This window comes from Sideroxydans sp. CL21, from assembly GCF_902459525.1.
Classification (GTDB): Bacteria; Pseudomonadota; Gammaproteobacteria; order Burkholderiales; family Gallionellaceae; genus Sideroxyarcus.
On the sequence record NZ_LR699166.1, the window covers coordinates 1157246 to 1170143 of the forward strand.

The window sequence follows — 12898 nt, forward strand, 5'->3', positions numbered from 1 at the left end:
GTTTCGGAGTCCGGCAGTATTCGCGGACGTTCGCATCCCCGCTGTGCGGGGCCCCTGCTTACTGCTCATGCTGCCTCCTCCTCTTTATCTATCATTTCACTGATGCTGCGCCATGCGCCCTGGATATGGCGACGCATTAGTAACTCGGCCAGTTCGCCATCGCGGTGTGCCAGTGCATCGACGATCTGGCGGTGCTGCAGCAGCGCGGGGCGTGTACGTTGGGCATTGCGGCTGGTGCGGTAACGGCACATGCGCAGCAATTGGTATTGCTCGCTGCCGAGCAGGTGCATCAGCATCTCGTTGCGGCTGCCGCGCACGATCTGGTAGTGAAAGTCGAGGTCGCCCTCGCTTTGCGAGTAGACCTTGCCGCCATCCTGCTTGATCTGTTCTTCATGGCTGTCTAGCAGGGCGCTCAATTGGGCGATCTCGTCGTCGGTCATTTGCACTGCGGCAATGCGGCAGGCCATGCCTTCCAGTGCTTCGCGCACTGCGTAGAGGTCGGAGAGTGTTTTGCGGTCCAGCACCACCACGCGTGCGCCGACGTTGGGGATACGCTTGACCAGCCGCATGCCTTCCAGGTGGCGCAGGGCCTCGCGCAACGGGCCGCGCCCCATGCCGAAGCTTTCGGCCAGCTCTGCCTCGTTCAACTTCTGCCCTTGGGCCAGCTCGCCTGTGACAATGCTGTGTGCCAGCCGGTGGGCTGCAACGTCTGCAAGGGTGCCTTGTTCTGGTACTTTGAGTAACATCGAAAATCTCCGATTGTCGACAATCTGAATGAATACTAGCACTATGAGCTAAAAATAGTGCAAGTAATTTTGATTATGTCGACAAGTTTGCCGGCTAATGAGGCGTTTTCAACCTTGGGCGAGATCGTAAAAGTGGTCTTTGTTGCTGAAAATAAGACAAAAAAAGCCGACCATAAGGTCGGCCCCAAGGGGAAGGTAAAAACTTATGCTGCTGCAGGCTGCCCGATTACTGCGCTTAAAATATCCAGTGTTTCCTGCGCCCTGGTGGGAGTGACGCGTTCGTAAGCAAAGCCGCCGGCCTGCACCAGCACGTAGTCACCCAACGCCAATGGACCATCCATCAACATCAGGCTGACGTCGCGCTGTTCGCCGAAGCATTCCACGGTGGCCATTTCGCCCGAGAGGGCCACGACGCGGGAGGGGATCGCCATGCACATGGTTATGCCGCCTTCCGCATATTGTTTTTGACTGCCACACCCAGCTCGCGCAATTCCGTGACGACCAGATCCATCAGCTCCGGCAGCCGCGCTTCCACTTGCGGCGAGAGAGACATGGAGGTTTCCAGCGATACGGGCTCGACGCCGATCACGGTGACGCCGCCGGGCTGCTCGCCGATGAATGCCAGCGTGGCCAGCACATCCGACAGCCCGATCTGGTGCGGCGACAGCTTGGTCTTGAAGAACACCGGCACCTGCTCGTCGGCCAGCCGGATGATGGAAGCCGGTGCCTTGCCGCCGCGTACCGCGTCGATGATGATGATGTGGTCGGCGTTCGACAGGTCTTCCAGCATTTCCATACCCGTGGTGCCGCCGTCGATGACGACGACCTCGGGCGGCAGGTTGTAGTCGAGCTGCAATTTTTCGATCGCCCTGACGCCGATGCCTTCATCGGAGAGCAGGGTGTTGCCGACGCCGAGCACGATGATGCGCATCACAGCGCCTTCACCTGCACCACCGGTTTGCCTTCGGCATCCAGCACATGCACGGCGCAAGCAAGGCAAGGGTCGAACGAGTGCACGGTGCGCAACACTTCGAGCGGACGCTCCGCATCGGCCACCGGCGTATTCAGCAGCGACGCCTCATACGGGCCGGGCACGTCGCCTTCATTGCGCGGCGCGGCGTTCCATGTGGTCGGCACCACGCACTGGTAGTTGGTGATCTTGCCGTCCTCGAGCACCACCCAGTGCGACAGCACGCCGCGCGGGGCCTCATGGAAGCCGACGCCCTTGGCCTCGCCCTTGGGGAATACGGGCTTGTTGAAGGTGGCGGTATCGCCCTTGCCGATGTTTTCCACCAGCAGATTCCACTGGTTCGCCAGTTCGTCCACCTGCACTGCGCAGGAGACGGCACGTGCTGCGTGGCGGCCGATGGTGGAGTGCACCGCGGCCAGCGGTATCTTGGTCTTGGCCAGCGCACCGGCAGTGTCCAGCACGCCGTTCAGGTACTTCAGTGTTGGAGCGTGATTCTGTGCCGCCATCGCCAGCACGCGCGATAGCGGGCCGACCTGCGCGGGATTGCCGTAGAAGGTGGGCGATTTGACCCATGAGTATTTGCCGTCGTCCTGGAAGTCGGTGTAGTTCGGCTCGGTCTCGCCCTTGTACGGGTGCAGCGCGCCCTTGCCACCCTTGTACCAGGAATGCTTGACGCTTTCCTGTACGCCGTCGCGGAAGTAAGCGTCATTGAACGACTTGATCGGCTTGATGCTGCCCAGATCGCCACCCTTGATGTAGCCGCCGGGCAGGGCGAACGTGGTGCCCTTGGTGTCGAGCGGCAGGTCCGGCACGCACAGGTAATCCGTCACGCCGGCGCCGATCTTGGTCCAGTCGGCATAGAACGCGCCGATCGCGGCGACATCCACCAGGTAGACGTTCTTCACGAAGTCGCCCAGCTTGTCTATCCACTCCTTGACTGCAAGCAGGCGTTCGATGGTCAGCACCGACTGCGAATCCAGCGCGATCGGGTTGGAAACGCCGCCCACGGCCATGTTCTGGATATGCGGCGATTTGGAACCGAGGATGCTCACGATCTTGGTGGCGTAGCGCTGGATCTCCAGCGCCTGCAGGTAATGCGTGACGGCCAGCAGGTTCACTTCGGGCGACAGCTTCATCGCCGGATGGCCCCAGTAACCGTTGGTGAAGATGCCGAGCTGGCCGGTGCCGACGAAACCGCTCAGGCGTTCCTTCACCTTGGTGAATTCCTGGTGACTGTTGCCGTTCCAACTGGACAGGCTTCCGGCGAGCGCTGTGGTCTTCGCCGGGTCAGCCTTGAGCGCGGAAACCACGTCCACCCAGTCCAGCGCAGACAGGTGATAGAAGTGCACGATATGGTCGTGGATGGCATGGGCGGTGATGATCATGTTGCGGATGTACTGTGCGTTGAGCGGCACTTCCATCTGCAGCGCGTTCTCTACCGCGCGTACCGAAGTGATCGCATGCACCGTGGTGCACACGCCGCAGATGCGCTGGGTGATCGCCCAGGCGTCGCGGGCATCGTGACCCAGAAGTATCGTCTCGACACCGCGCCACATCTGGCCCGATGCCCATGCCTTGGAGACTCTGCCGTTGTTCACTTCGCAATCGACGCGCAGGTGGCCTTCGATGCGGGTGATAGGATCGATCGTAATTCTTTTGCCCATTTAAATTCTCCTGATTGTTCTGACTACTTGTTGCCTGCAATTGCGGATTCGGTTGTTCCGGGCAGGATCGGCAGGTAACGCACCAGCGCGATGTAACCCAGTATCTCCAGCGCGATCATGCCGATGGAAACCATGATCTCCGGCACCGACGGGAAGTAATGCCAGCCCGGCCCGGTCTCGTAACCGACCAGGAAGGAATTGATGCGCAGCAGGAAGCCGGCCAGCATCAGGCATACGGCAGCAATGAACAGTTTTGACGGGTTCCTGCGCGACTTGGGATTCGCCAGTATCACCAGCGGCGCGATGAACAGCGCGTTCTCTATCCAGAACATCAGGGCCTCGATGCGCAACTCGAACATGCTGCCGACCGCGCCGCGCACGATCAGGTCGACAAAGCGCACGATCAGGTAAGCCGTCAGCATCCACAGCATCACTTTGGACAACTTGCCCAGCAATTGCATTTCCAGCGGACGCTTGAAGCCGGAAGAGGAGAGGCATGCTTCAAAGATGACGACCGCAAATCCGATGGCCAGTGCCGTCATCAGAAACAGCAGCGGCAGCAGCATCGTCTGCCACAGCGGGTGTATCTGGTAGCCGAACACCACCAGCAGCGAACCCAGCGACGACTGGTGCATGGACGGAAGCAGAACGCCGAGCGCGATGATGAGGAACAGGAACTTGTTCAGTTTGCGCTTGACGTTCTTCATGCCGAATTTTTCGAGGAAGGCGGGCGAGAACTCGATCCACATCACGACGATATAGGCCGTAATGCACACGGCCACCTCGAACATCACCGAGTTGACCTGCGCATAGCCGGGCCAGAAGATGTGCCAGAAGTTCCAGTAGCGGCCGAGGTCCAGCATCACGCCGGCACCGGCCAGCGTGTAGCCGAACAGGCTGGCCAGCAGAGCGGGGCGCACCATCGGGTGGTACTCGCCCTTGTTGAAGATGTAGACCAGCAGGGCTACCGAATAGCCGCCGCAGGCAAACGCGGAGCCGATCACCACGTCGTACACCACCCAAATGCCCCAGGGGTAGCCGTCGTTGATGTTGGTTACCGCGCCGAGGCCGAAGATAAAACGAAACGCCAGGATCACTGCGGCGATCGCCACCAGCGCCGCCAATATCTTTGTGGTCGTCGTGACGAACGAACCGCCGAGCGGGGCAGGAGCGGGATGTTTGTGGGATGCGGACATCGATATCTCCTTATTTCTTTTCGTCGGCGTCATCGTCATTTTTGACGTTGCGCTTGGCGACGAAGGACAGCACACCGAGGAAAGCCAGCGGCGCGATCAATCCTCCGTAGAGCGTGTGCTGCAGGGTTTCGGACTTGGATGCGAACGACTGGTCGGGCAGCGTCGGCATGCCCAGCTTGTCGAAAGGCACGGCAGCCAGCTTCAGCATCTGGGTACCGCCGACTTCCTTCTCGCCGTAGATATGCGGGATATATTTCGCCGCCTTGGCCGTGTGCGGCGACTGGTCGTGCGTGTTGATGTTGCCGCGCGGGAAGGTTGCATATTCGCCGGGCTTCATCGCTACCCGGCGTTGCGCTTCGGCATGCAGATCCTTGACCTTGCCGTATAGCGTCGCGCCGGTCGGGCACACTTGCGCGCAGGCGGCATACTTGCCTTCGGGAATGCGCTGGCGGCACAACTGGCATTTGCTGATCTGTGGAATCGCCTTGTCGTACTGGAAGCGTGGCACGCCAAACGGGCATGCAGCCACGCAATAGCGGCAGCCGATGCACACATCCTTGTCGTAGCCGACGATGCCGGTGACCGGGTCCTTGGTCATCGCCGATACCGGGCATGCGGACACGCAGGACGGGTCGGCGCAGTGCAGGCACGACACCTTCATGAACGCGAAGCCGTCTTTCTCGCTGTCCTTGTTCTCTGCGGTACCGTTCTGGTAGACCTTGATCACATTGAGCGTCTTGCCGGAAATGTCGAGCGGGGTATCCCACAGATGATCTTCCGTGGAGAACTCCGGCGGCATGTCGTTGACTTCCTTGCAGGCGGAGACGCAAGCCTTGCAGCCGATGCACAGCGTGCTGTCGTACAGAAGCCCCAGTGCCTCGCCCGGCATGACCTTGTTTTCGCGCGCCTCGGCTGGCGCACCCGCTGCAAGCAAGGAGCCCCCGGCCAGCGCTCCTTTAAGGAAATCGCGCCGGCTGATGCTCATGATGGGTTCCTTTCCTCTTGCTTCTTGTGCGCGTCGCCCTCGTCGAGCTTGACGTTCTTGCCCAGGTTCTTCGCCATCATCGCGCCTGCGCCCGCAGCCGCTCCGGCGACTGCCGCAGCCAGGATCAGCGCGCCGGTGCTTGCGCCCTTGCCCTGATCTTCGATGATGCCCGGGAAGCCTGCAGGCGGGCGCACCGATTTCAGTTCGGCCAGCGCATGGATAGGTTTGGCGAAAGCGATACCCTTCTCGGTGCAACCGATGCACGGGTGACCCGTGCCGACAGGCCAGCTGGCATTGCCCACGTCGCCGAACAGGATCGCCGGGCAGTTCGCATGCGTCTCCGGCCCTTTGCAGCCCAGCTTGTACAGGCAGTAGCCTTTCTTGTGCCCCTCGTCGCCGAACTCCAGCGCAAAGCGGCCTGCATCGAAGTGCGCGCGGCGTTCGCAGTTCTCATGGATGAGGCGCGAGTAGGCGAACTTGGGACGGCCGAAATCGTCCACTTCGGGCAGCTTGCCGAAGGTCAGGAAGTGCACGACGGTGGAAAGGAAGTTGTAGGGATTGGGAGGACAGCCGGGAATGTTGGGGATCACTTTGCCGAGAACCTCGCCTGCGCTCATGGCGCCAGTGGGGTTGGGCGGTGTGGAGGGCATGCCGCCCCAGGAAGCACAACTGCCGATGGCGATGACTGCTGCCGCATCGGCGGCACATTCCTTCAACATTTCAATTGCAGTTTGTCCGCCTATCTTGCAGTAGATGCCGTTGTCCCGTGTCGGGATCGCACCTTCCACGACCAGTATGTATTTGCCCTTGTTCGCCTTCATCGCTGACCTGCGCGCTGCTTCGGCCTGGTGGCCGGCTGCTGCAAACAGCGTTTCGTGATAGTCGAGGGAGATGATGTCGAGGATCAGTTTTTCCAGCGTGGGATGTTCGGCACGCAATAAGGATTCGGTGCAGCCGGTACATTCCTGGAAGTGCAGCCAGATCACCGAGGGGCGCTTTTTGGTGGCAACTGCCTTGGCCATCGCAGCCTCCGCGCCTTTGGGCAAGCCCATGGTTGCGGCCATGGCAGCGCACATTTGCAGGAAACTGCGCCGCGAGATGCCCAGGCGTTTTTCCAGTGCCAGCATGCTTTCGTCGTTTTCAAAGCTGTTCTCGTTCATAACCTCAACCCCTTGTTTTCGATGCGTCACATGAAATCAGAAACGTTCATTGCTCTTCTCTCTAACAAGGAGCATGCCAACACTATCAATAGCAGGGTTAACAGTTACTTAACATTGGGTCGACAAAAAAATCAGTCGATTATGAGTAATCGTAGTAACCGTATTCGGGATGAAGCGGAAATGATCTTTACAGGAGAATTGCTTGAGGTAATTACTACGCGATTGTTTTACTTGATTAAATCCGTATGGCTCAAAACAGCGTGCACAAGCAACATCTGTAGTGCTGCTTATATGGTCAGAATTTCAGTAGTGATAAAATTACGTCAAGAAATCTTTAACAGAAGCAAAGTTGGGTTATCCTGTATCTGTAACAAGTTGCACTATCTGCTCAGGGGGCAAATCATGAACCATCTCATCGGCCAAGTTTCATATCCCGTCTTTGTCTCAGGTATCTTTGTATTCTTCATACTCGCCAGCATCTTTTCTTTTATCGTTGGCGTAGGCTTGGCGACGCGGAATGCCGCGATGCTGCGTTTCTTCAACTTCATGAACAAGAGCTATTCCACCCGCCGCATGATCAAGCCGCTGACCATGCCCTTGACCGAGCCGCACTTCGTTGAACCGGTCCTGCTCAAACATCCGCGCATACTTGGTGTTGGCATCGTACTCGGTGCCATCACTTCCATCATGCTGCTCAAAGAGATAGACGCCATCGTGTTTCAGCCCATGTATTCGGGATCGTTCTCCGGAGAAACTGCCGAGATATTGGCGGGCTACACCCATTCATTTCTGCTGATCGGGAATGTGCTCTGCGTCATCGTTGGCGTGCTGCTGTTATTCTTCCCGCATGTGCTGTCGAACATAGAGAGCTATACCGACAAGTGGTACAGCCTGCGCAAGCAGACCCGCCCCCTGCACGAGAGCTATCTCGAAATCGATAAATGGGTGCTGGCACATCCCACTGTATCGGGCGTTACGCTGAGCCTGTTGTCGCTGGGGCTGGGCGTCTCGATGTACATACGCCTCTGATGCAAGGCTGATTATCCCTCACCCTAACCCTCTCCCGGAGGGCGAGGGAATTTGATCTGCGTTTCCCCGGATGTTCCGTGCGAGCGGATGCGTTTATCCGGCGATGTCGAATGTCATCGTGAACAACGCACCGCCGCCCGGAGCATTGGCGAGAATGGCGCTCCCGCCGCCGTGTGCTTCGATGACTGCATTGCACAAGGAAAGCCCCAGGCCGGTCGAAGCGGACTTTCCGGAAGCAACCCCGGATTGGGTGCTTTCGGTGGCATTCAGCCCCGGGCCATCGTCGAGCACGAAGAAAGTCAGCCGTTCTGCATCCTGTTCGAACCAGATGCCCACTTTGTTTGCGGCATAACGCACGGCATTGTTCAGCGCCGACTCAAGTGCCAGGTCGACCAGGTATTCGTCGAACGAGGCGACTCCCTTGTGCCTGACCCCGGGCGCGATCCTTATCCTGGCATCATCGACACTAATCGCTATGGCATGGCCATGTCTGCTGCCCATCATCACTGATTGGCTGCCGGCGATCATGTCTTCCAGGAATTCAGCCAGATCGACTTCGCCGATGTTGGGTTTCAATCCGGCATGCTCGTGTTTGTAAAGCGTAAGGAAACTGATCAGGCGATTCTTCAGTTCGATGCAGCGCTGGTAGGCCTTGCGCGCTTCTTCGGGCGCATCGGCACGATGGTTGAGTTGCTCCAGGTCGGCCTCCAGCAGGGCCAGGGAATTCTTGATATCGTGTATCACCAGCGCAGATAGATTTTCCTGCATCATGCCCCCGTCAACTGGTCATAGAAACGGTAAAAGCCCATCACTTTCTCGTTGTGCGGCACCAGCTTGTCCAGTACCGCCAGATAGCTCTTGGCGCGTTCCTGCACGTCCGCGTCGATGCCTTCCTGTTTCAGCCACAGCAGATGGAGTTGCGCCGCCGCGAACAACGCTTCGAGGTTGTCGCTCTGGATGGCCAGCGCATCGAGCACCTTGCGGTAGGCGGCGTCGAATTGCGCCACATGCATCGATTTTCGCGCCTCATCCACCAGCGCCAGCACACGCCTTTGCCCGGCATCGATAACCTCTTCGATCTTGTCGTGCTGCCCGGTGTCGATCATCGACTTGGTGACATGGCGCGCGATGCGCTCACGTTCCAGGCCGCTCGACTGCACCGCCTGCGTCAGCATCTTCAGCCCGAGGACGGAGTCCCCCATCTTGAAGGCGGCCTTGCCGATCAGGTTCATGGCGGAACTGTCGCTCTCGGGCGTCAACAGCCGCTGCGAGCGCTCCAGCAAACGCTTTGCTGCCGCCTTGTCTCCCGCATCGAAATAAGCCTGCGCCAGGATGGCGTTCTTGGAGATGCCGAACGCGCCTTTCTCCTCGAACCTGCGCGCGCTCTTTTCCAGCGTGTGGATGGCGCCCTTGTAATCGCCCAGGTCGGTCTGAATCTGCGCCAGCGACAGGTAGTCATCGGGGCGCTCGGTGATGGAACCGTTTGACAGCTTGATCGCGGATTCGGAATATTGCTTCGCCTCGTCCAGCTTGCCCAGCAGGAAAGCCGATTCGGCATTGGAGCGGAAGCGTTTCGCGGTGGGCAGTATCTTTGCGGATTGCTCCATCAGCAGGTAGGCGCCTTCCTCATCCTTCTGCATGCGCCTGATCTCGGCCAGCAACTCATAAGCCGCAACGTAGCTCGGGTTGTCGGCGACGATCTGCCTAGCCATTTCTTCGGCGGCTTCCGGTTCGTTCAGCAGCATGCGTGCGCGTGCGATGCCGATCTTTACCCACGGCACGTTGTCGCGCAGCGACAAGGCCTGTTCATAGGTCTTGAGCAGGTCTGTCGTGTCGTTCAGGGCGAGCAGCGCTTCTGCCTTCAGCTTGAGCGCGGCCAACAGCCAGCGCTCGTTCGACACCAGTGTCATCAACCGGTCGCATTCGCTGACCACCTGCAGATAGTTCTTGTCGTCCATCGCCGTCAGCGCGGGCAACAGAAAGTTGCGGCGGTCGAACAGGCGTTCCAGCCGGGTGCGCAGCTTTTTTTCGGGGCAGGGCTTCAGGATGTAGTCGTCCGGCGCGAACTCCGCGGCATTGGCGACAAAGGCATACTCGGCTTCCGCCGTCACCATCACGAAGATTGTCTTTGCGCCGAGCAGGTGCTCATGGCGCAGATATTCCAGAAAATGCTGGCCGGAGGTGGCCTTGTTGAGGTTGTAGTCGCACAGGATCAGGTCGTAGCGGGTGATCTCGATCGCCGCCAATGCCTCTTCGGCGTCGGCCACGCATTTGATCGAGTTCATCCCCATCCATTGCAACTGTGAGCGCAGGGCATGGCGCATTGCGCCGATGTCGTCGATGACCAACGCAGACAGGGCGTCGAAGCGGATATATTCACTTTCGAAGGCATCCTGCTTGCCGGCGATCATGTTCGCCATCGAGTTGGCGCTGCCTTGCTCCTCCATCTCTCTCCCCGTTGGTCGTTCGTATTGTGATCAGTGGTATCCCGTGCCGGGTGCCCAGTCTTTCGTACCATGGCTTTTTTCGCATGATAGCGAAAATCCGTCCGGACAAATCGCCTTTCCTCGGCCGCATCTGTCATTCTGCTTTACCCCGCTTTACGGTAAGCTACGCCCCTTCCAGTCCCCACCCAAGAAAGCGCAATAAAAATGGTACAAGGCCAATATGTAATGTCCATGCTCCGCGTGAGCAAGATCGTTCCCCCCAAGCGTCAGATCATCAAGGATATCTCCCTCAGCTTCTTCCCCGGCGCCAAGATCGGCCTGCTGGGTCTGAACGGCTCGGGTAAATCCACCGTGCTGCGCATCATGGCGCAGCAGGACAAGGAATACGACGGCGAAGTGCAATGGCTGCCCAATATGAAGATTGGCTACCTGCCGCAGGAGCCCGTGCTCGACCCGGCCAAGACCGTGCGCCAGGAAGTCGAATCTGCCCTGGGCGAAGTAATGGAAGCACAAGCCAAGCTGGATGCGGTGTATGCCGCCTATGCCGAGCCGGATGCCGACTTCGACGCGCTCGCCGCCGAGCAGGCCCGCCTGGAAAACATCATCGCCGCAAGCGGTAGCGATGCCTCGCACCAGATGGAGATCGCCGCCGATGCGCTGCGCCTGCCGGAATGGGATGCCGTGGTCAAAAACCTTTCCGGCGGCGAGAAGCGCCGCGTGGCGCTGTGCAAGCTGCTGCTGGAAAAGCCCGACATGCTGCTGCTGGACGAGCCCACCAACCACCTGGATGCAGAATCGGTGGAATGGCTGGAACAATTCCTGGTGCGCTTCCCCGGCACCGTGGTCGCCGTCACCCACGATCGCTACTTCCTCGACAACGCCGCCGAATGGATCCTCGAACTCGACCGCGGGCACGGCATCCCCTGGAAGGGCAACTACTCAAGCTGGCTGGAACAAAAGGGCGAGCGACTGGCGCAGGAGCAGAAGCAACTCGACGCGCATTCAAAAGCGATGAAGCAGGAACTGGAATGGGTGCGCCAGAACCCCAAAGCGCGCCAGGCCAAATCCAAGGCGCGTATCGCCCGCTTTGAAGAGCTCAATTCGCAGGAACACCAGGCACGCAACGAAACGCAGGAAATCTTCATTCCCGTCGGCGAACGTCTGGGTAACGAAGTCATCGAATTCGACGGCGTGAGCAAAGCCTATGGCGACCGCCTGCTGATCGACAACCTCAGCTTCAAGATCCCGCCCGGCGCCATCGTAGGCATCATCGGCCCCAACGGTGCGGGTAAATCCACCCTGTTCCGCATGATCACTGGTAAGGAAAAACCGGACAGCGGCGAAGTGAAGATCGGCCAGACCGTGAAGATCGCCTTCGTCGACCAATCGCGCGAAGGGCTGGAAAACGACAAAACCGTGTTCGACGCCATCTCCGGCGGCAACGAGATTCTCACCGTGGGCAAATACGAAACCCCGGCGCGCGCCTACATCGGCCGCTTCAACTTCAAGGGCGCGGACCAGGGCAAGATCGTCGGCCAACTCTCCGGCGGTGAACGCGGCCGCCTGCACCTGGCGCAGACCCTGATCTCCGGCGGCAACGTGCTGCTGCTCGACGAACCCTCCAACGACCTCGACGTGGAAACCCTGCGCGCGCTCGAAGATGCCCTGCTCGAATTCGCCGGCTGCGTCGCCGTCATCTCCCACGACCGCTGGTTCCTCGACCGCATCGCCACCCACATCCTCGCCTGCGAAGGCGATTCCAAGTGGACGTTCTTTGATGGCAACTATCAGGAATATGAGGCTGATAAACGTAAACGGTTAGGCGAGGAAGGAGCCAAACCTAAACGCATACGTTACAAACCTATCAGCCGATAGAAACAAGAGGAACGGTTGGGTGATAACCAGCGACTTAGCGAGCGTTGTTTGCTCGCTTAGTCGAATGGCTAGGCGCGAAGCCTAAGCGGATTCGGTATAAGCCTATTAGTCGGTAGATCGCATTTTCAGAATTTTGGAGAAGCTAAGTGAAGACCATATTTACAATATTAAGCAGCGTCATTGCTGGCATAGTGATTGCGGTCTTCGCACAAGATTGGAAAGAAGAAAAACTAATATACACACTTACAGAGCCAGCTACATTTGGCGCAATTGCTTTTCAAAATCTTGAGATTCGGAATGATGGTTTTGATCCTGCGACCAATGTAAAACTTTTCTTGCCAAAGAAAATACTGGAGTCGAAGCAAATTGAGCTTGTAGCAAAATTCGACTTGAAGGGTGATGGTCAATCTATTGTTGGCGGACTAGAAAGAATAAGGCGAGGGGAGCGTGTTTTGGTTTCTCTTACCTCAAAATCAGGTGCCGTATCTGCCAACGACATCTCCATCAAATCAGACAGGTCTATAGCGGCATTTTCTCTTCCAAACGTTTGGACTTTAGATAACAAATCCTTTTGGATGGGAGCTGGGGTAGGTTTCGGCTTTCTCATTTTTATAACATTAGGTGTATCCATTCCTGCTTATAAGGACTATCGAAAGAAGGCATACGAAGCTCGTCAAAGAGTTGCGAATAATGCTTAAGTCAGAGAAAGAACAAAATGTAACTGAGTTGAATTGTTTGTGCGAACCCAGCATGATCGAACTGCAATCGACTCCGGTACCTTTTTATTTTGGCTTAACAGTTTGATTGATAATAAGTGGATAATTGG

General features: G+C 58.0%; 12 protein-coding genes. 3 read left to right on the forward strand and 9 right to left on the reverse strand.

Translation table 11 applies throughout. The features are described from left to right. Positions 1-65: 65 nt before the first annotated feature. From QOY30_RS05475 to QOY30_RS05505, 7 genes are all read right to left on the reverse strand, one after another. Positions 66-746, reverse strand: a complete 681-nt coding sequence (locus QOY30_RS05475) for a GntR family transcriptional regulator (protein ID WP_283743625.1) — start codon at positions 744-746, stop codon at positions 66-68. Positions 747-949: 203 nt separating this feature from the next. Further along, positions 950-1177 carry a HypC/HybG/HupF family hydrogenase formation chaperone gene (locus tag QOY30_RS05480; protein WP_283743626.1) on the reverse strand — a complete coding sequence of 76 codons (228 nt, stop codon included), beginning with the start codon at positions 1175-1177 and terminating at the stop codon, positions 950-952. 8 nt (positions 1178-1185) lie between these two features. After that, the gene (locus tag QOY30_RS05485) at positions 1186-1677 is read right to left on the reverse strand and encodes a HyaD/HybD family hydrogenase maturation endopeptidase (RefSeq protein WP_283746032.1); all 492 of its coding nucleotides are present in this window, start codon (positions 1675-1677) and stop codon (positions 1186-1188) included. After that, the gene (locus QOY30_RS05490) at positions 1677-3380 is read right to left on the reverse strand and encodes a nickel-dependent hydrogenase large subunit (RefSeq protein WP_283743627.1); all 1704 of its coding nucleotides are present in this window, start codon (positions 3378-3380) and stop codon (positions 1677-1679) included. The genes QOY30_RS05485 and QOY30_RS05490 overlap by 1 nt, the downstream gene beginning before the upstream one ends. A gap of 23 nt (positions 3381-3403) precedes the next feature. Beyond that, complete coding sequence (gene hybB, locus QOY30_RS05495) at positions 3404-4576, reverse strand: Ni/Fe-hydrogenase cytochrome b subunit (RefSeq protein WP_283743628.1); 1173 nt, start codon at positions 4574-4576, stop codon at positions 3404-3406. A gap of 10 nt (positions 4577-4586) precedes the next feature. Beyond that, complete coding sequence (gene hybA, locus QOY30_RS05500; RefSeq protein WP_283743629.1) at positions 4587-5561, reverse strand: hydrogenase 2 operon protein HybA; 975 nt, start codon at positions 5559-5561, stop codon at positions 4587-4589. Beyond that, positions 5558-6721: a hydrogenase small subunit gene (locus QOY30_RS05505; RefSeq protein ID WP_283743630.1), complete on the reverse strand. Its 1164-nt coding sequence runs from the start codon at positions 6719-6721 to the stop codon at positions 5558-5560. Before QOY30_RS05505 ends, hybA begins: the two co-directional genes overlap by 4 nt. A gap of 402 nt (positions 6722-7123) precedes the next feature. On the opposite strand from QOY30_RS05505, the gene QOY30_RS05510 reads away from it, so the two are divergent. Continuing rightward, positions 7124-7750: a hypothetical protein gene (locus QOY30_RS05510; RefSeq protein ID WP_283743631.1), complete on the forward strand. Its 627-nt coding sequence runs from the start codon at positions 7124-7126 to the stop codon at positions 7748-7750. A gap of 93 nt (positions 7751-7843) precedes the next feature. Here the strand turns inward: QOY30_RS05510 and QOY30_RS05515 are convergent, their stop codons facing one another. Both QOY30_RS05515 and QOY30_RS05520 read right to left on the reverse strand, forming a co-directional pair. Beyond that, a complete protein-coding gene (locus QOY30_RS05515) occupies positions 7844-8521 on the reverse strand; it encodes a sensor histidine kinase (protein WP_283743632.1) in 678 nt (225 codons plus the stop codon). Continuing rightward, positions 8518-10197 (reverse strand): response regulator, encoded by a 1680-nt coding sequence (locus QOY30_RS05520; RefSeq protein WP_283743633.1) that lies wholly within the window; start codon positions 10195-10197, stop codon positions 8518-8520. The genes QOY30_RS05515 and QOY30_RS05520 overlap by 4 nt, the downstream gene beginning before the upstream one ends. Before the next feature lie 204 nt (positions 10198-10401). On the opposite strand from QOY30_RS05520, the gene ettA reads away from it, so the two are divergent. Both ettA and QOY30_RS05530 read left to right on the forward strand, forming a co-directional pair. Beyond that, complete coding sequence (gene ettA / locus QOY30_RS05525) at positions 10402-12072, forward strand: energy-dependent translational throttle protein EttA (RefSeq protein WP_283743634.1); 1671 nt, start codon at positions 10402-10404, stop codon at positions 12070-12072. Positions 12073-12218: 146 nt separating this feature from the next. Beyond that, positions 12219-12770 carry a hypothetical protein gene (locus QOY30_RS05530; protein ID WP_283743635.1) on the forward strand — a complete coding sequence of 184 codons (552 nt, stop codon included), beginning with the start codon at positions 12219-12221 and terminating at the stop codon, positions 12768-12770. The last annotated feature ends 128 nt before the right edge of the window (positions 12771-12898 follow it).

Excerpts from the sequence above, each read along its gene's own strand:
- QOY30_RS05475 (WP_283743625.1), bottom strand. The coding sequence starts at position 746 with ATGTTACTCAAAGTACCAGAACAAGGCACCCTTGCAGACGTTGCAGCC.
- QOY30_RS05480 (WP_283743626.1), bottom strand. The coding sequence starts at position 1,177 with ATGGCGATCCCCTCCCGCGTCGTGGCCCTCTCGGGCGAAATGGCCACC.
- QOY30_RS05485 (WP_283746032.1), bottom strand. The coding sequence starts at position 1,677 with ATGCGCATCATCGTGCTCGGCGTCGGCAACACCCTGCTCTCCGATGAA.
- QOY30_RS05490 (WP_283743627.1), bottom strand. The coding sequence starts at position 3,380 with ATGGGCAAAAGAATTACGATCGATCCTATCACCCGCATCGAAGGCCAC.
- hybB (WP_283743628.1), bottom strand. The coding sequence starts at position 4,576 with ATGTCCGCATCCCACAAACATCCCGCTCCTGCCCCGCTCGGCGGTTCG.
- hybA (WP_283743629.1), bottom strand. The coding sequence starts at position 5,561 with ATGAGCATCAGCCGGCGCGATTTCCTTAAAGGAGCGCTGGCCGGGGGC.
- QOY30_RS05505 (WP_283743630.1), bottom strand. The coding sequence starts at position 6,721 with ATGAACGAGAACAGCTTTGAAAACGACGAAAGCATGCTGGCACTGGAA.
- QOY30_RS05510 (WP_283743631.1), top strand. The coding sequence starts at position 7,124 with ATGAACCATCTCATCGGCCAAGTTTCATATCCCGTCTTTGTCTCAGGT.
- QOY30_RS05515 (WP_283743632.1), bottom strand. The coding sequence starts at position 8,521 with ATGATGCAGGAAAATCTATCTGCGCTGGTGATACACGATATCAAGAAT.
- QOY30_RS05520 (WP_283743633.1), bottom strand. The coding sequence starts at position 10,197 with ATGGAGGAGCAAGGCAGCGCCAACTCGATGGCGAACATGATCGCCGGC.
- ettA (WP_283743634.1), top strand. The coding sequence starts at position 10,402 with ATGGTACAAGGCCAATATGTAATGTCCATGCTCCGCGTGAGCAAGATC.